Origin of the sequence: Acinetobacter sp. UBA1496 (genome assembly GCF_002324975.1) — a bacterium.
In the GTDB taxonomy this organism is placed as follows: Bacteria; Pseudomonadota; Gammaproteobacteria; order Pseudomonadales; family Moraxellaceae; genus Acinetobacter; species Acinetobacter variabilis.
Genome location: NZ_DCRI01000108.1, coordinates 23489 through 41817, shown reverse-complemented (window position 1 = coordinate 41817; position 18329 = coordinate 23489). Strand labels below are relative to the sequence as shown.

General features: G+C 41.5%; 17 protein-coding genes and 1 pseudogene. 11 read left to right on the top strand and 7 right to left on the bottom strand.

The window, feature by feature from the left end; all coding sequences use genetic code 11:
- Window positions 1–127 precede the first annotated feature (127 nt).
- Window positions 128–331: a hypothetical protein gene (locus B3143_RS14015; protein ID WP_004786362.1), complete on the bottom strand. Its 204-nt coding sequence runs from the start codon at window positions 329–331 to the stop codon at window positions 128–130.
- A 419-nt stretch (window positions 332–750) separates the two neighbouring features.
- Between B3143_RS14015 and B3143_RS14010 the strand changes: the two genes are divergently transcribed.
- Entirely contained in the window at window positions 751–1023 is a 273-nt protein-coding gene (locus B3143_RS14010; protein WP_034170064.1) for a hypothetical protein, read from the top strand.
- A gap of 11 nt (window positions 1024–1034) precedes the next feature.
- Here B3143_RS14010 and gloB read toward each other — a convergent pair whose 3' ends face one another.
- Together gloB and B3143_RS14000 are read right to left on the bottom strand one after the other, a co-directional pair.
- Window positions 1035–1769: a hydroxyacylglutathione hydrolase gene (gloB, locus tag B3143_RS14005; RefSeq protein ID WP_261634901.1), complete on the bottom strand. Its 735-nt coding sequence runs from the start codon at window positions 1767–1769 to the stop codon at window positions 1035–1037.
- Window positions 1770–1889: 120 nt separating this feature from the next.
- Window positions 1890–2474 carry a flavin reductase family protein gene (locus tag B3143_RS14000; protein WP_214001360.1) on the bottom strand — a complete coding sequence of 195 codons (585 nt, stop codon included), beginning with the start codon at window positions 2472–2474 and terminating at the stop codon, window positions 1890–1892.
- Between the two features lie 116 nt (window positions 2475–2590).
- On the opposite strand from B3143_RS14000, the gene B3143_RS13995 reads away from it, so the two are divergent.
- Entirely contained in the window at window positions 2591–3412 is an 822-nt protein-coding gene (locus B3143_RS13995) for a PhzF family phenazine biosynthesis protein (RefSeq protein ID WP_005235119.1), read from the top strand.
- Window positions 3413–3553: 141 nt separating this feature from the next.
- The gene (locus B3143_RS13990; protein WP_214001359.1) at window positions 3554–6319 is read left to right on the top strand and encodes a M16 family metallopeptidase; all 2766 of its coding nucleotides are present in this window, start codon (window positions 3554–3556) and stop codon (window positions 6317–6319) included.
- A 271-nt stretch (window positions 6320–6590) separates the two neighbouring features.
- Here B3143_RS13990 and B3143_RS13985 read toward each other — a convergent pair whose 3' ends face one another.
- A complete protein-coding gene (locus tag B3143_RS13985) occupies window positions 6591–7655 on the bottom strand; it encodes an amidohydrolase family protein (protein ID WP_005235122.1) in 1065 nt (354 codons plus the stop codon).
- 108 nt (window positions 7656–7763) lie between these two features.
- The gene (locus B3143_RS13980; RefSeq protein WP_005235124.1) at window positions 7764–8159 is read right to left on the bottom strand and encodes a DUF3144 domain-containing protein; all 396 of its coding nucleotides are present in this window, start codon (window positions 8157–8159) and stop codon (window positions 7764–7766) included.
- A 110-nt stretch (window positions 8160–8269) separates the two neighbouring features.
- On the opposite strand from B3143_RS13980, the gene B3143_RS13975 reads away from it, so the two are divergent.
- Window positions 8270–8902 carry a hypothetical protein gene (locus B3143_RS13975; RefSeq protein ID WP_286740923.1) on the top strand — a complete coding sequence of 211 codons (633 nt, stop codon included), beginning with the start codon at window positions 8270–8272 and terminating at the stop codon, window positions 8900–8902.
- A gap of 19 nt (window positions 8903–8921) precedes the next feature.
- Here B3143_RS13975 and B3143_RS13970 read toward each other — a convergent pair whose 3' ends face one another.
- Window positions 8922–10376: a CYTH and CHAD domain-containing protein gene (locus B3143_RS13970; protein ID WP_005235126.1), complete on the bottom strand. Its 1455-nt coding sequence runs from the start codon at window positions 10374–10376 to the stop codon at window positions 8922–8924.
- Window positions 10377–10498: 122 nt separating this feature from the next.
- Window positions 10499–11956 carry an inorganic triphosphatase gene (locus B3143_RS13965; RefSeq protein WP_034169976.1) on the bottom strand — a complete coding sequence of 486 codons (1458 nt, stop codon included), beginning with the start codon at window positions 11954–11956 and terminating at the stop codon, window positions 10499–10501.
- A 333-nt stretch (window positions 11957–12289) separates the two neighbouring features.
- Here B3143_RS13965 and B3143_RS13960 point away from each other — a divergent pair, with 333 nt between their 5' ends.
- The 7 genes and pseudogenes from B3143_RS13960 (at window position 12290) to B3143_RS13930 (ending at window position 18205) form a co-directional block, all read left to right on the top strand.
- Window positions 12290–12673, top strand: coding sequence for a DUF962 domain-containing protein (locus B3143_RS13960; RefSeq protein ID WP_034169975.1), 384 nt, complete (start codon window positions 12290–12292; stop codon window positions 12671–12673).
- Between the two features lie 836 nt (window positions 12674–13509).
- Window positions 13510–14130, top strand: a complete 621-nt coding sequence (thiE, locus tag B3143_RS13955; RefSeq protein WP_004786336.1) for a thiamine phosphate synthase — start codon at window positions 13510–13512, stop codon at window positions 14128–14130.
- Window positions 14131–14169: 39 nt separating this feature from the next.
- On the top strand, window positions 14170–15471 hold the full coding sequence (gene hemL / locus B3143_RS13950) for a glutamate-1-semialdehyde 2,1-aminomutase (protein WP_214001358.1): 1302 nt from the start codon (window positions 14170–14172) through the stop codon (window positions 15469–15471).
- Window positions 15472–15596: 125 nt separating this feature from the next.
- A pseudogene (locus B3143_RS13945) lies at window positions 15597–16013 on the top strand (GlcG/HbpS family heme-binding protein).
- A 201-nt stretch (window positions 16014–16214) separates the two neighbouring features.
- Complete coding sequence (locus tag B3143_RS13940) at window positions 16215–16454, top strand: hypothetical protein (RefSeq protein ID WP_228301712.1); 240 nt, start codon at window positions 16215–16217, stop codon at window positions 16452–16454.
- Window positions 16455–16719: 265 nt separating this feature from the next.
- Window positions 16720–17430 (top strand): phosphopantetheine-binding protein, encoded by a 711-nt coding sequence (locus tag B3143_RS13935; RefSeq protein ID WP_214001357.1) that lies wholly within the window; start codon window positions 16720–16722, stop codon window positions 17428–17430.
- A gap of 178 nt (window positions 17431–17608) precedes the next feature.
- A complete protein-coding gene (locus B3143_RS13930; RefSeq protein WP_286740928.1) occupies window positions 17609–18205 on the top strand; it encodes an RluA family pseudouridine synthase in 597 nt (198 codons plus the stop codon).
- Window positions 18206–18329 lie beyond the last annotated feature (124 nt).

The following is an 18329-nucleotide window of genomic DNA, read 5'->3' as shown; positions in this document are numbered from 1 at the left end:
ATGCCTTGTTTTTTTTTGCCTGAAATTTTATAAACGAAAAAAAGCCCATCGAAATGGGCTGATTATAGGAATAATAGAATTTTACTCAAATAAAAGGGTAAATCATGACTGCATTGATTAATTAAATTTAAGCTTTCAGATGATCTTCAAACTCCTCACCCAGCTGCATGGCCAATGCATTACCTGAAAGATCGCAGGTCACCAGACCATATTCTTTTTTAAAACTGAAACTAAAACCACGATTATCTGCCAGGGTGCGAACCGAATACCCCAATTTTTCTAACCAAAGTCTAAATGCGAGAACGTTTTTTGCTTTAACCACTTTTTTCACGAGATAACTCCTTCATCAGTTAAATCATAGATAAGGGTGAGAATTTTCGTTTTAAAGGGCAAATACCCTTATTTAAATTAATTTAATTGAATTTGTGGATTTAATGAACAAGATAATATAGACGAAATATAAGGTTTTTCATCTAAGTCTATGTTTTTTATTATTTTCAAGATGTTGTAACTAAATATTTTAATTTTAAGCCTAAATAATTTTTTGAATAGTTATTAATATTCAAATATTTAAATCAATAATTGTTTATATATTATTCATTTTAAATTAGGAATTAGCGTGGTTTGAAGTTTTAGAGTTTGAATAAGGCTGAAAAAATATACAATCTAGTAAAGTTTCCGAGTATTCAGATCATGGTGTTAGGCTCAGCCCTTTATACTGTCATGGATATAATTTAAATAAGATTGATGATGACTGAATTAAATATTGAACAGTACGTCAAACAGCAAATTGAACTTATGCAGCAACAAAGGCAGGAGCCGGTTGCTGTGATGCTGGGTCATGAAGACTGGCTGGATTTTTCGGTACAGTCCAAGGTGGCGTATACGCCATTCGGTAGTGCGCGTCGTTATCAACCTGCTTTGGGTGGATTATTGCTGGTCAGGATTGATGAAATGAATGCGGTACGAGTGGTCACCCAGCAAGAACTGGATGACTATGCTCAGAAGCATCAGCTGCTCTAAGCAGCTATAGTTTAAAACGAGTCTTTCATCACGCGTAAACGTTGAAACTCTTCGACACTGTCTGCGCGTAAAAAAGGATTGGTTTCCAGTTCTGCTGCAATAGTACTGGGTAAGGTGCATTGCCCAAGCATGCGCATACGCTCAACCTGTTCGAAACGCTCCAGAATTGCTGGATTATCCGGTTCTACATGTTTGGCAAACTGTGCATTCGACAAGGTGTATTCATGCGTGCAATAAACCTGGGTACGTGGCGGTAGGGCAGCCAGGCGAGCCAGAGAGTGGTACATCTTCTGATAAGTACCTTCAAATACCCGTCCACAGCCCATGGCAAACAGGGTATCGCCACAGAACAGCATATCAATGGCATCCAGGAAGTACACGATATGGCCTAGGGTATGACCCGGTACGGCAATAATCTGTACCTCAACACCATGAAAACTGAACTGGTCGTCATGTTCAAGTGGATGGTTAATAAACGGAATTTTTTCCAGCTCAGCTTTTGAGCCATATACCGGTAATGTTTGTTTTCGAATTAAATCCGGAACACCAGCGATATGATCTTTATGCCAGTGGGTGAGCCAGATCTGACTCAGCTCAAGCCCGTGTTCGGCGCAGTAATCCTGAACTAGCTCAGCTTCAGTGGGGTCAATGACCGCGACCTGATGCGTCGGTATATGTTCAAGTAACCAGATATAATTTTGTAATGAGTTTTTGACATCAATACAGTGGATTTTAAACGGCATCATAAGACATCAGACCAAACAGATATTATGGATAAAGTAGCATAAATTCAGGCAGTCTGACTGTGGTCAAGGCCGCCTGTTTGCAAGAATTTTTTATATAATTTGTTTAAAAAGATCAGTTATTTATTCTGCATCTTTTACTGCGACAGCTTCGCCAATGGTATAGAAGTGACCACCGGCGACATGATGAATACTTTTCCATTCTTCGCTGACTTCATGATAGTACCAGTGCCCATTACGGAACACCCGATCATCGGCATAAGCCGCAATGACCTTACCAATAAACAGGTCATGGGTCTGCTGGTTATGTGGCTCGGAAATCAGCTCACATAAAATCCAGGCGGCACAACCTTCTACAACTGGGATCTCTTGATCTGCGAATTTGAATAACTGCACACCGGACTGCTCCAGTTTGTCTGGGTCATTGTACAGACTCAATGTTCCCAGGCTATAGACCATTTCCAGCTGTTTGAGGGTGGGAATCTGCAGTGCAAAGTTGCCAGAATTTTCAATTATTTTTCGGGTCTTGGTGCTTTTATCCAGCACTACGGTGACTTTTGCTGGACTGAATTCGAGTGCACATGCCCAGGCAGCGGTCATGACATCAGTGTCTTGCCCATCATTGGCAGACACCAGTACTGTTGGGCCGTGCGTAATCAGGCGATAGGCTTTTTCTAAAGGTACAGTTTGAATATGTGAATTGTTCATAAAGAACCTTAATGAGTGAAAAGGGAGAAAAATAAATCATCTGATCCACAGCATATAAAATTCCCCTTCTGGAAAAAAGCTTTTAAACTAAACACCTACATACAGGAGTAAAGAAAATGAAAATGTACCAGGTGGATGCTTTTACGACGGCTCTATTTAAGGGAAATCCTGCTGCAGTCATCGTGCAGGATGCTTGGCTGGATGATCACCTGATGCAGAATATTGCCCTGGAAAATAATCTGTCTGAGACCGCTTTTGTCAAAGTGCTGGATGCAGAAAATTATGAAATTCGCTGGTTTACACCGACCAAGGAAGTGGATTTTTGCGGACATGCCACATTGGCCAGTAGCTTTGTACTGTTCAAGGATTTTAGCTCTGCAAAAACCATTTATTTTCATGTCAAAGATCTAGGTATTTTTACAGTACGCCAGGATGAAGATGGCAAAATCCGGATGAATTTCCCAATCCGTCAGCCTGAACTCATTACAGAATATCCGGAAGCCTTAAGACAGGCGCTGACGAAGCCTTTTAAAAATGTTTATCTGAATACACAAGGTTATATTATTGAATATGAATCAGTGCAGGATGTGCTGGATGAGCAACCCAATATTGAATTGCTGAAGCAGCTGAATGGAAAAAGAACCGCGATTACAGCGGTGGGTCCATTACTGGATGTCGCGATTACCGCTGGCGATACTCAATATGATTGTATATCACGTTATTTTGCACCAAGTAACGGGATTAATGAAGATCCGGTCACCGGTTCAATTCATACCGGGATTGCACCGATCTGGGCGGAGAAATTAAATAAAACTGAACTGGTGGCTTATCAGGCCTCTCAGCGTGGTGGTGTATTATATTGCGCATTAAAAGAACAAGACCGCATTGAAATTTCTGGTTATGCCAAACTGTTTATGCTGGCCGAACTTTATATTTAATTAATATATTCAATAAAATACCGTGAAATTGCGCGGTATTTTATTTGGCCTCTTATAAAATAGACTATTCATAATAAAGACTTTTCTCTAAGATCAGAGTGACTGTAAATAAAAATTCACACTTAAAAATTTGGATGAACAATGCAAATACGCTTTAAACGTTTGAGCTTGGCGATTTTATTATCTACCTGGACAGCGGCCAGTTTTGCACAGCCGGTATTGGTGAAAACAGAACAGAATATCGAAGAATATCGACTGGAAAATGGCTTAAGAATTATTCTTGCGCCCAATGATAAAGAAAATAAAGTGTTTATGAATACGGTTTATCTGACCGGTTCACTGAATGATCCGCAAGGCAAAGGTGGTCTGGCACATCTGCTTGAACATTTGGCATTTAAAGGCACGGAAAATGTAAAGGGAGATGAGTTTCAGCGCCGTCTGGATCAATATACCTTAATGACCAATGCCAGTACTGACTATTACTCAACCAAATATACCAATGTGATTCGTCCTGAGCAGACTGCGGTCAATGAAGTAATTTTCCTTGAAGCTGAACGTATGGATAAGCTTGTCCTGCAAGAAAAGTATGTGCCAACTGAAATTGATATCGTGAAGCGTGAGCGTGAAATCCGTCTGGATCAGCCATTTTCCGTGCTGATGGATCAGGTGTTTAAATCAGCTTATGGCAATCAATATCTGGGACGATTACCGATTGGCGATTTGAACGAACTGCAATCGATCAAGATGCAGGAGCTGAACCAGTTTTATCGCCATTGGTATGCACCGAATAATGCCCTCATGATTATTTCGGGCAAATTTAATAAGGCAGAAGTGCTGAAGCAGATTGATACCCATTTTAGCCCGATCCAGTCCCGCAAAGTGCCTGAAGCGGTAAAAGTGCCTGCGCTAAAACCTGAACAGATCAAACAGCGTGAATTTACCGTGCAAAAGGGTAGTGATCTGGCCAAATTTAATATTTATCTGAACCAGTCAGAAGAAAGTATTAAAACCACGCTGGCCATGTCTCCAATCTTATATACATTGCAACCTAGCGGACACCTGTATCAAAGTCTGGTCGAGACGGGTAAGACCACTACAGTGCAGTCTATGACCTGGCTGGATAAAGATTTTAATCTGGTGTTTATGGGTGCCATCTATGCGCCAAATCATCAAGTCAAGCAGGTTGAGCAGGGCCTGATTCAGGGTGTAGAGCAGAGCCAGCCATTTAACGAAACTGAATTAAACCGGGCTAAAAGTCTAACCCGAAACCAGGCGGACAATATTAAAAATAGCGCAACCGCTTTAGGTTCGCGTTTAAGTGAATATGTAGTGGCTTATTCAGGTGACTGGAGCCAGTATTTTAAAGATCTGCAAGCCATAGAAAAGCTGGATGTCAATCAGATCAATCAGGTGTATAAGGCATTCTTTAAGCCAGAATATCGTATTTCTGGCAATATCTTGCCGACACCAGAAGATCAGAAAAAAGCACAGGAGCTGACCCAGACTGAAGTGCCGGCTCAAACTCTGGACCAGCAGGCTGAAGCAGCAGAACCGCTGAAAGATGTCAGTGTCTATCAGGCAGAAGTAAAGCAGTATGTGGTGCAGTCCAAGCAATATTTACAGGCTAAGGACAAGCAGATTCAACGGGGCAAACTGAAGAATGGCATTAAATACGCTTTATTCCCGACCCAGACTCAGGATGACAAAGTTTATGCCACTATTGCACTTAATTTTGGCACGGCACAAAGTTTGTTCAATAAAGGCGAGGTTCTGGATCTGACAGCTTACTTATTGCTGCGTTCTTCTGAAACCCAGAGCTTGCAACAGATTGCCGATAAAATTATTGAGTCTGGTGGTTCAGCCACGGCCAGTTCCTCTGAAAATGGCATGAGCATTCAGATCAGTGCCAAAAAAGAGAAGTTTGAAGAATTTTTCCAGTATGTGCTGGATGTGCTCAATAAACCGGCCTTTGAGCAGAGCCAGTTTGACCTGATTAAAGGACAAAGCCTGTCTGCGTTAGACCGTCCTTATACTGAGCCCAATATGGTGGCAGGCCTGACTATGTCTCGCGCGACCGAGATTTATCAGCCGGGTGACCTTCGCTATCATTTTGAACCTGAACTAGCAAAAAAACAGATTCAAGCTGCTACTCGTGAACAGGTCGTAGCGTTATATCGACAGTTCTTTAATACCCATCATGCCCAGATCGCAGTGACCGGGGAATTTAATCCGAAGTCCGTAAGTAAAGTCCTCAAAAATAACTTTGCGAGCTGGAAAGCTAAGCAGCCTTATGAGCTCTTAAGTGGTCAATATACAGTTTATCCGGCACAGAAAATCCATGCGTTGTCTGAACAGCGTGAGTTCGGTCATTATCAGGCTGTCATGACATTTCCTGTCGGTGCAGAACATGTAGATTTGCCTGCCATGCTGGTATTCCGACACATTCTAGGTGATTCACAGTTGTCTTCACGTTTAGCACAGGAACTGCGTGAGAAAAATGCGCTGGTTTATGGTTTCAGTGCCAATGCTCAGTATGATGAATGGATTGACTCAGGTGCATTAGGCATTCAGGCGAATTATACGCCTGGCCGATCAGCACAGGTGTCCCAAGCTGTGCATAAGGTATTGAATGAACTTTTGGCCAAAGGAGTAACCGAGCAGGAAGTTGAAGCAGCGAAAGCCACGATTTTGAAACAGCGCGTCACTGCACTGGAAGATGATCGTCGTATTCACAGCATGCTGATCCCACAACTTGAAAAGGATCGTAATCTGATTTATCGGGAAAAACGCGATCAGGCCATTGCCAAGCTGACCAAGGCAGATGTCGATGCCGTTATCAAAAAATATGTTAAACCGGATCAACTGGTTGAAGTCATGGCGGATCAGTATGGGAAAGCGGTGAAATAAACTCCATAATTTTTATAAGCCAATGACGGTATCTTTTCATTTTGAATCAGTGTTTAGATGTCTATATGGCTACTTTTGTTTCGGCAAAAGTAGCCAAAACCATTTGTCATTTGCAAAACTCGTCCACCACCTTCACGAAATAAATTTATTATAGAAGCCATCTTCTTACGATGTAGTCCTGCCTCAAACAATTGCGGATGACGTTTCCGCGTATCTATGACCATGAAAAATTTTAATCTACTTGTTGATTCAGTTTTACCCAATAAGACTTCTATAAGCGATAAAAGCGTTTCGCATTCTCATAAAAAACCGGCTTTACAGCATGTTCGTCATAGTTCTGCACAATATCGCTAAAGGCATCAATGATGGTGACCAGATCTGTGCTGACACGATCCATCGGGAAATTAGAAGCAAACATGATGCGATCTTTACAGAAACATTGTAAGGCATGTTGGATTAGCGGAGTCGCGAGCTGAATCAGTTCATCTTTTTTTGCCAGTTTTCGATCTAAATGAAAACGGTGACCGAGTACAGGCATAAACAGACCGGAGATTTTGCTATATACACTCGGGCATTTTGCCAGTTCAGCCAGGTCTTCTTTCCAGGTCTGAAAAATATAGTCTCGCTGCTGTGCTGTTTGTCCTGTCGCTATACCGACTTTACCAAAGATGCCGGCAGGTGTGCCCAAGTGATCCAGCACAATTGGTGTTTCAGGAAATGTTTTGGCCAGATGGGCCACATCAGAAATTTGGGTAGAATAAACCCAGGCATCAAAACTTAAATTGGCTTTGGCTAATTCCTCAAATCCTTTCAGAAATTTCTTGTTGCAGTATAAATGCGGTTCATCGGTCCAAGCATGAATGCCTTTATCGGCATGGAACGATGCCATTTTACGAATACCACGTCGTTTAGGCGAAACTTCCTGATGCAATTGCAGCAGCTGTTTAAAGTTTTTTTGACGAGGTTCAGCTGTGGCCACAATGCCGCCTAGCTGAATACTCTGTTCAGCAAAAGGCAGTCCGGCAATAAACCTGGTTTCATTAACCACACCAGTACCTTTATGCTCATGCCAGCTTGCTTCTATATGAACAATCTGTTCCACCTGATAATGACCGATGTCACGTTTATAATTTTCAGGTAGATAAGGTGCGGTCAGATGTTCGGTTAGACCAATGGTATCGATCACCGCTTTGGGCTTGATCAGTCGCACCATCTTGTCCAGCAGTTTTGGATGTTTGCCAAATAATTTTACGGCAGAGGCTGCGGCATGCGGTGTGGTATAAGGGTCCCATTGATGAATATGCGGATCTATAATCGGAAAGGGCAGTTGCTGCATGATATTTGTGGTCGTCGTTTAATTTTTATTCATTTTTTTATAGGATAAATGCAGCATTAAAGTCAAATTAAAAATCAAAGATTTAAAAAAAGCCCCGTAGGGCTTTCATTAATGATCGTGGTCGTGTTGATGCTTGTTGGCATGAAACTCTTCATTACGACGGAAACGTAAATAGTTTTCAAACTGCTCACAGTATTCATCATAGTTATCTTCCAGCATCATCTGAAATTGCTGCAAGATATAAGACATGACCTGATCTTTAGCGTCGCGCATCTCGTTGCCATCTTTGAAATTGTTGGCAGCGACCCAAGTATTAAAGCGGGCAGTACCAAACAGCATTGCGGCGCTGACTTGACCACGTTTTTCTGCCGGGTTTTCCTGAGAGCCTTTTTCTATACGGCTAAATTCGTTGGCCTGTTTAATAAATTCATCAGCACGTTCAAAGAATGCAGCATTTAACGCTTCTTCTTCGGTTACATCGGTTGCTTCAATCTTTTGAACCATGAATTTTTCCTGATAATAAAATCTTAATCACTAATTATAGGCAAAGCCTTGCAGAAACTAAACCTTTGCCTTAATCTAAAAATAGCCTAAGCAATAAAAATGTGAATCTCATGCAAGATGCAATTGCGGTACAGAGCCTGAAAAGTGATATTGCCTTATTGCGCCAGAATATCTGGCCACCGGCAAATCTGGCTAATGTTGAAGGATTGCCAATTTATTATGGCACCAAGTCGCAGGTCGAAGAATATTACAAGCAATGGCTGGGTCTGATTGAAAGGGCACAGGATCTGTTTCAGCCTTTTATGGAAGATGAAGTCCTGGATGCGATTCATTTGCCAAGTCATTTGAATTTGCCTTTATTCTATTTTCATGTAGACCGCATCCGGATTAATAAAACCCGTGCTAAAGAATCCAAGACCTTTCGTGGTATTGCCAGCCTGATTGAAAAATGTGGACAATTTGAACCGGAACAGATTCAGGCCATGCAACGCTGGCTAGACAGTGATGAGACGGCGGCTTTGGTGGCACATCGTGAATTTGTAGATCTGCGTACTTATGTGTTCCAGCATGGTCAAAGTGAATACACTCGGACTCGATTTTATGTGAATGGAATCGTCCTGAGTGTTGAACCACATTTTGAGCTGGTTGATGCCCGTGATAAGCCGCGTAAGCAGCGCAGCGATAGTTATAGCGATCCATTAGCCGATAACAATACCTGGAAAGTGTACCGCAAATATCGCTAGAGCGATTTTGCCTATTTATCTATTGCCAGAATGGTTTGGTGTGAGAAAATTTCTGTAACTGCTCGGCAGCCTGTTTCGACAGATGCTGCTGTTCTGCAGTAAGCCACCCGATGACAAACCATGCCTTGGAGTGTTTTTTGGCATAAGGTCTATACAGGCTTTCTGCGACAAACAGGTCATTATAATGACCCAAAGTTTCCTGTAAGGGTTTTAGCGCTTTCAGATATCTTTTAACTTCCTTTTCAGGAAACAGACTTTGCAGAAATTCCACATTATAACGCAAGCGTTTAACCCGCTTGCGGGTGCGATGGCGCGATTCAATATCCAGTTCCTGATAACTCTCTGCATCTGCACAGACTTTCTGGTGCAGTTTACTCAGTCCTTTACACAGGATTTTATGGGAGGACTTTTGCTGTTTTTCACTCTGATCCTGACTAAAACGTAATAGCTCCAGTATCAGCTCCATCGTGGTGGACTCTTTGAATAATTGGCTAATATCTGTCTGATCCTGTTGGGCTGGAGGTAATTGCAATACTGGTGAACCTGCCGCTTCTAGCTGAGGAAGCAGACTTTCAGCCAAAGCATCGCGATCCCGGGTAGAACCCAATTGCTGGAAGATATTTCGTAACTGATCCTGCCATTCCTCTGGCAAATCCTGATGATAGGGCTGGAAGATTTTTAAGGCACTGCGTAAACGCCGGATAGCGACGCGGGCCTGGTGCACATGGTCACTATTGTAATTCTCTAGCGCAATCGCCGTCGCATTAGGAAACAAGTGAGTCAGACAGTTGCTGATAATTTTTTGCAAGATATGATGAATATCGTCTTTAGCTGCGAGCTCTAAGGTTGTCTGATGCTGGACCGGAAGATCAGTTTTATTATTCAACAGGGCATAACCACGTTCAGATTTGCTGCGTACATCCAGCCATAACTGATAGCGTTGAATCCAAGGTTTAACAAAATCAATTAGGTCACTAAGTCTGCCACTTTTAAGCTCAAATTCGACTTCATAAATATCCAAAGTTTGGCCCTTAGAACGAATCTCACCTCTATCTAGTGCAATTTCAATCTGACTTCCTCGGTAATCTTTAACCCAAAGATCCCTCTCTACATCAGTTTCAAATTGTAGAGACAGAGTCGTATCTAGGGTGTGAAGTGCCTGTTTTAGAATCTTCCGAGCTTGTTTATGCTTGCTATAAACTTTTAAATCACACCTATCCGGTGCAGTATCCAATGCTTCTTCTAGTTCAAAGCGTTCAAACTGATGCTGGCTCGGTGCTTTTAAGGTCTGAAACCATTGCTGATCTTCCAGACGCTGCCGGAGTGCAATTTTGTGCTGCTGTAACTGCTGATCGGCAGTATCAAAGTATTTGGCACATAAATGATGTCGAGTCGGCCCGTACTGCTGAAAATCTTGTTCGAATTGGTGACGTATACTTTGCGGAATCTGGAATTTGAGTTCGATTTCTGCCATCGGGCCATTCCTTCTCGATGAAGCTCATAACAATCAATATAGACCAAACAACGAAAGTGTTGTGATGTGCTTGTGCAACAAAAAAAGCACGCCGTAGCGTGCTTTGAAAGTCAGTTAAATACTTATTTAAGGAATTTGCGGCTGACCAGAAACTGTTCTGTCGCTTCCAGTAATTTTTGTGCATAGACTTCCTGTTTTGCGGTCAACCAACCCAGCACAAACCAGTCACTGGCTTCCAGCTCGGTCTGTTGAATATAGACTGCAGAAGAGGCTAGCGTCTGATATTCATTAGCTGCCTGCTGTGCATCATTTAAAGCCTTGCTGTATTTTTGCAGGTTTTTGACATCATAAATTGTGGTCAAAATCGGGAAGCTGAATTTTAATTCCTGAATGCGAATTGCTAGCTGATCCAGACTTTCAAAATTGGTAATATCAGTCTGGTTCATCTGTTCTTGCAAGACTTTGTATTGTTGCTGCAAGGTAGTTTGCGCTGCAGATTTCAATTCCTGCGACTTAGCTTCATCTGTACTTAAGCTAAAGACCAGCAATTCCAGATAGTGATGCACATTCTGGGTGGACTTCACCAGATTGCCCAGCTTCTCTTTGGCATAAAGGATATCTTTAGTCAGGTTCTCTGCGGTTGTAGGATTTTGCAGGAAACCAGCCAGAGTGTTTTGCATGTGCTGTAAATGTTGCAGATGTTCAAACTGGTGTTTAAATGCGGCAAGCTGATGCGCCCATTTGTCTGAAACTTGAGGATGCCAATCTTTAAACAAAAGTAGGGTCAGATAGAGATGATCTAAGGCCTGTTGTGCCTGATCAATATGTTGCTGTTCTGCCACTTGCGCGGAGATTGCCGCGATATTGGGCAATAGATGCTGCATTTGCTGGGCCACCAGATGACACAGGTTTTTACCCGCACTATCTTTTTTGCTGATCTGGAATTCTTTGGCAAAAGTAGCGGGACTCACGCTCTGATTAGTTGCTAACAAATTCCCAATTTCAGCCTTACTACGTACATCCAGCCACAGCTGATATTTTTTGACCCATTCAAAACTAAAGGCCAGCAAATCCTGAATTGAGCCATGCTTTAACTCGAATTCAACCTCATGCACTTCCTGTTCAGCATGAGGCGTGCGAATACAGCCGATATCCAAGCTGACTTCGATTGACGTATTTTCATATTCAATCACGCGCAAGGTACGGGCAATATCGGTTTCAAACTGCAGTTGCAGCAGGTCAAACTGATCACCTAAAGCACGATTAAGCAAGGTTTGCGCTTCAGCAGACTGCTTGTAAATACTCAGGTCCAGCTCAGGAGAATATTCTAATTCACCTAGATCATGATTATGCTCGAAACGTTCAATGTGGCTTTTACCTGCCGCTTTTAACGTCTGAACCCAACGACTGCCTTCTAATCGCTGACGTAGGGCAATTCCATGCTGGGCCAGTTGACGGTCTGCAGTATCATAGTATTTGGCTTGAAGCTGGATCTGTTGAGATTTCTTGGGATCAAGTGCCTTAAGCAGGGCAGTACGGCGTGCCGCGGGAATCTGGAACTTGAGTTCAACTTCAACCATGATAATCATCCTGTCTATTCAATTTATTGAAAAATATTAAAAAACAAATTGAATTTTTATTCGCTTGCATGAAATTCCGATATGAAACGGAAATATTTTTTAGACTTTTGAGCGGCTGATTGTAACGAAAAACCAATCTGATGTAAGACTTGACCGATTGAAAAAAATGGAAATGGAAAAATTAACATGCTGATCTCATTCACCAGTTTTTGCTGAAAGCATGACAATTCAATATCTAAGCCAAATTCAGGTACAGAATTGCATGAAAATAAAGGTACTTTTAATTGCCTAAATTATGCGCTAAGGTGAAGAAAAAAGATTAGGATGATGATAATGAATGCACAGGTGCAGCCGAGCAATGAGATTGCAGTACTGACTTCTTCACAAATGCCGATTCGTGACTATCATGAATTTTACCGGTTTTATCTGACTGAGCATCGCCATATCATGAGTCGCCGCTTGCATGTCGCAGGCAGCAGTATCGGTTTATATTTTTTTAGCAAAGCCCTTCGTCAGCGTAAAGCCAAATATGTGGCCTATGGACTACTCTCAGGTTATGCCTGTGCCTGGATTGGTCATTTCATTTTTGAAAAGAATAAACCGGCCAGCTTTAAACAGCCGCTTTACAGTTTTATTTCAGACTGGCGTATGTTTGCTGATGTATTACGTGGTAACCTGAGCTTGGTCGATCGTAAGCACGACAAAACTCCAAGTTAGGGCTTATGACGTTTTATCGGATTTATGCTTAAGTATTGCAATAAAAACGATAAAAACACTTGCAAGTGTAGAGTTATTATTCTATTAATTGTTTTATTACCTATTCAGTATTTTATCAAAGAGTATAAGTCACTGAATAAATCAGTTTTCCAAGCCTGGAGTGACCTTCTCCGGGCTTTTTTTATATTTAAAAAAATAGAAAGATGTGCATTGACGTATTTTTAATTTATCTGAATGATTTCGAAAATATTCACGAGATGAATGAGGCAAGTTCGAAAGATAAGATGGTCGGTTTTTGCTTAGATGGGTCGACCCTTTCTAGCTTTGACACGTCTCCTCATTAACGGTTTACCCAAAGCTAGAAAGGATCTGGTAGATAAAACACAGCTTTTGCTTTTCTATTTATTTGTTGTGTTCAAACTTATTTAAATCCTTTAATGGGTGTAAACCTATCCCTGAAATTGGGTATTTTGAAGTTTTCTTTGAGTTTTTTGACTAATGGTATTCGAACAATTTTATAAACAGGAATTGTAAAATTCGGACATAAAAAAATCGCTTTCAGAATTTTGCAACTTCTCCACTAAGTTATCTGCAAAATCCTAAAAGCGTTTGTCGGAGCGCGTAAGCATTAACACTTTATCATTATTGTTATAAAACCATTAAAACGTAAATTCTCGCAGCCGCCTATCACTGAAAATAGGGATATTGATCAATCACCTGTATAAAAAGTACAAATAATAATCTAATACCTGAATTGGGTATTATTCAGTGTTTAGGATGGGGAAACTCGCCCATTTATGCCTATAATAGCGTATGTATTTTGAATGGCGGCAGTCATGCGCGGTTTGTATTTAATTACCAATGATGATCCTATTGAACTTCTCTTGGCAAAACTTGAAGGTGCAATGGCGACTTATGAAGTTGCGGTACTTCAGTATCGTCGTAAAAAAGTAGCGAAAGAAGATCAGGCTTACGAAATCGAATATATGAAACAAATGTGCGAACAGTACAAAGTTCCATTTGTGATTAATGACGATTTAGAAACTGCAGTAAAATATGGCGTAGGCGTGCATTTGGGTCAGGATGATGGCTCAATTCAGGAAGCTGTTGAACGTTTGCCCAAAAATGTATTGATTGGCCGCAGTTGTAATAATTCACTTGAGCTTGCTGAACAAGCCATTGCTGATGGGGCTAATTATGTGGCCTTTGGCGCGATCTATGCGACTGATACCAAGCCAGAAGCAGGTAATATTGGTCTGGAAACCTTAAAACAGGCCAAAAGTAAATTAAATGTACCGATTTGTGCTATTGGCGGTTTGACGGTGGAAAACGGCAAAGAAGTCATTGAAGCCGGCGCCGACCTTTGTGCAGTCATTAGTGATGTATTGGGTCGCTCAATGTCGACTGTTGGTCAACGTGTGTATGATTGGTCGGAACTGTTTGCTGAACAAGCTTAATTTTTATTTCTTATTGTATTTTTGAGTTGAGTGATTCTCATGAGTTTATCTCCAAAGCAAGAACAACTATTTAAACAAGCCAATAAACATATTCCGGGTGGCGTCAACTCACCTGTACGTGCCTTCAATGGCGTGGGTGGTACGCCTATCTTTATCGAGAAAGCCCAAGGTGCTTATCTGTACGATGTCGATGGCAAGCGCTATGTGGACTATGTGGGTTCATGGGGTCCAATGATTCTGGGTCATGCACATCCTGAGATTATTAAAGCGGTGCAAGATGCAGCAGTAGATGGATTAAGCTTTGGTGCACCAACCGTGCATGAAACGACTCTGGCAGATATCATTTGCGACATCATGCCGTCGATTGAGTTGGTGCGCATGACCAATTCCGGTACTGAAGCAACGATGACTGCGATCCGCTTGGCGCGTGGTTATACCGGACGTGACAAAATCGTAAAATTTGAAGGTTGTTATCACGGTCACTCTGACTCGTTGCTGGTAAAAGCAGGTTCTGGCCTGCTAACTAAAGGCGAAGGTGAAGCAACTTCAGCGGGTGTACCTGCTGATTTTGCCAAACATACTTTAACCCTTCCGTATAACGACATCGCTACTTTAAAAGAATGCTTTGCCAAGTTTGGATCTGAAATTGCGGGTGTGATTGTTGAGCCAGTAGCAGGGAACATGAATCTGGTGAAACCGATTGATGGTTTTCTACAAGCTATTCGTGATGTCTGTGACGAACATGGTTCAGTCTTCATTATCGATGAAGTGATGACAGGCTTCCGCGTGGGTCTCGGTGGTGCTCAAGCACATTATGGCGTGACTCCTGATTTAACCACTTTGGGTAAAATTATTGGTGCAGGGTTGCCAGTCGGTGCTTTTGGCGGTAAGCGTGAAGTGATGGAATGCATCGCGCCACTAGGTAACGTGTATCAGGCAGGTACCTTGTCGGGTAACCCGCTAGCAATGCGTGCCGGCATCGAGATGTTTAAACATCTGCGTGAGCCAGGTTTTTATGAAAAACTGAATGCTCAACTGGAAAAACTGCTTGCAGGCTTACAGGCAGCTGCGGATGAAGCTGGTATTTCATTCAAGACTCAACAAGTGGGCGGTATGTTTGGCCTGTACTTCACGGATCAGGAAGACATCACCAGCTTTGATTCAATGCTGAAGTGTGATGTTGAAGCCTTCAAAAAATTCTTTCATGGCATGTTAAGTCGTGGTGTGAACCTGGCTCCATCTGCATTTGAAGCAGGATTTATTTCAGCTGCGCATAGTGATGAAGATATTGAATTTACGATTCAAGCGGCTAAAGAAACTTTTGCGGAAATGAAAGCTTAAGTTTTTAATCCCCCCTAACCCTTCTTTGGAAAAGGAGGGAAATCTTAAGCTTAAAAATTTAAGTTCCCCCTCTTTTAAAAGAGGGGGCTAGGGGGAGATTCATATTAAAAATTAGGAAAATCTTGATGAAAACCAAACATTATTTGACCTTAAGCGATGCTGAGTTCTTATTAAATCAGGCCTATGAATATGCGTTAAAGTAGGGTTTTAATGTCAGTATTGCAGTGGTCGATGAAACTGGTAATTTACTGGCAATGAAGCGTATGGATGGTGCATCACCGATGACAGCAAACATGTGTCTGGAAAAAGCAAGATGTTCTGCCATTAGTCGCCGTCCGTCCAAGCTGTTTGAAGATATTATCAAAGGTGGGCAAATGGGCTTTATGACGATGGATACTTTTTCTGGGATGTTAGAAGGTGGTGAGCCGATTCTGTATCAGGGTCAGCTCGTAGGTGCGATGGGTGTTTCTGGAGTGAAGTCTTTCCAAGATGCTGAGATTGCACAGCAGGAGATTGAGGAGTTTTTGGCTAAGCAAAGCTAATCCAAAATAGAAATTGATCAGCTCAATTTAATAAAATCATCCAACGATGTTCCAAAATGAAGCGTGGAACGTGAAATATCAACTAAAAAGCCCAATCGCTAGTGAGAGGGCTTGTCTATATACAATAAAATTATGATTTAAAAAGGAAATCAAAATAATTTCGTATAACGCGTATTATGTTAATTTTAGAAAAATTTAAGTATGTGGAAAATATATAAAGAAGAAAGTTCTGATCTTGGATTTGCTATTGGGTGTCTATTTTCAGAAGCAATTAATTTAAATGAGTTTAGGCAATGGGTTGAGCTTTGTATTAACGATTTAAATCAAGATGAAATACCACTTTATATGTTTGATCTTATAGATTTCGAAGACTCATTAGCGAAGATTCATTTAGTTATTGGATTTGTGCCAAGCTCTGGACTATCAAAAACAGAAAAATAGCGTTAGAAGGCATTTCTTATCTAAGGGGAATAGATATTTTTGACCCTATTTCTACGCAAGAACAATCCATTGAATACCTAAAGAACAACCCACATGTCTCAGAGAAATTTAAGCTCACTTTTCCTTTTATAAATTTTATTTAACATAATGGCGGTTATACGAAATTAGAACAATAAACGTCTGTAAAATCAAAGTGTTTTTCAAATCGATGCTAAACTAAAATAGCATGAATCATCATGCTATTTTGTATTTATAAGAGCTTCCCATGCTGTACCCCATGCCCAAAAAAATCCAACTCGCGCCATCTCAAGCCAAATGGCAGCTTACATCAAATGAATCTGTTTTGGTTTTAGTCGGATTGCAAAACTTGCGTATGCAGCAGGGCATACAAGACAGCGACCTGATAACTCATCTGATCCAGATCAGTAATAAAGCCAAAGCACTCGATATTCCAATCGTTGATTTGTATGGCGATGATTTAATGCAAGGTATGCAGCAACTTGGAGAATATGCTTCAACTCATTCACAACTGATTTTCGCCGGACAGATTACACCGATGCTGAAACAGATCCTGCCACATCTGCAAAGTGTGACAGAGCAAATTTGCATAATTAATGATGCAATTTTGATGCCTAGTCAGGAACAGCATATCCAGTGGATTGAGAATATATCGGCACAAGGTTTGCATCATATGAACAGCTATAGTCTGACCCGATTGTGGAACCTGAGTGCGTCGTCAGAATATGTATTGTCAACCAAAGGCATCATGTTAGCAGTAGCTGAACAGCTGGATATGGATGCGCTGGAAATTGATCCTTATGCTGACTTAAAACAGTATGGACTGGACTCGGTTGCGGTAGTGAGTCTGGTTGGCACATGGCGTGCGCATGGTGCTGATCTACGTTATGAAGATGTGCTGGAACACCCGTCATTACATGATTTAGTGAGCTTCGTAATGCAATCTGCACGTCGATGATCGGTAATTGGGTAATTTTCTTAAAATAATCGGAAATTTCATCGCCATTTACATAAATGCGCATTGTAATTATCACTCAAGCTTTCTATTATGGCCGCCTTGTTTTTCGCGATCAGCGTGGGATTGAACTTTGAGTAATTTTCTAACCGAACATCTGATACATCGTGATGAAGATTTTATGGTCATCCATAAGCCTGCAGGCTTACTCACAGTGCCCGGTAAAACAGAAGATTTACAAGATTGCCTGATCAATCGCCTCATCAAATTAGAACCTAAAACTTTACTGATCCACCGTCTGGATCGAGATACTTCCGGTATCTTAGTATTTGCCTTAAGCCGTGAAGGGCAAAAATCCATCTCCCGCCAGTTCCAGGAACGCCAAACCGATAAAACCTATCAGGCCATCGTGGCTGGAACATTAGAAGGCAAGGGTACAGTTGATGTGCCTGTCATTTATGATCCAAGCCGTCCACCACTGCATATTGCTGAACCGAATCATAATAAGCCGGCTATTACAGAATGGCAGGCCATCGAACATTTTGAAATTCAGGGGCAAGCTGTGACCCGGGTGAAACTGACTCCGATTACCGGTCGTTCACATCAACTCCGTGTACATATGCAATATCTCGGACATCCGATTATTGGCGATACCTTATATGCAACGCCAGAGCAGCAACAGCTTAGTCCGCGTCTATGCTTACATGCTGAGCGTTTAAGTTTTTATCATCCTAAAACACAACAGTTAGTTGAATTTAATTGTCCGGCTGAATTCTAGGAAATACTTGTTTAATCGACGTGAATTATGCTCACTTTTTAGTGGGCTTTATGTCAAAATACATTGCTTGAAGGTGTGAAATTTTGCTCAAATGACGTTTCGTGATTGAGCATGATATTCATAA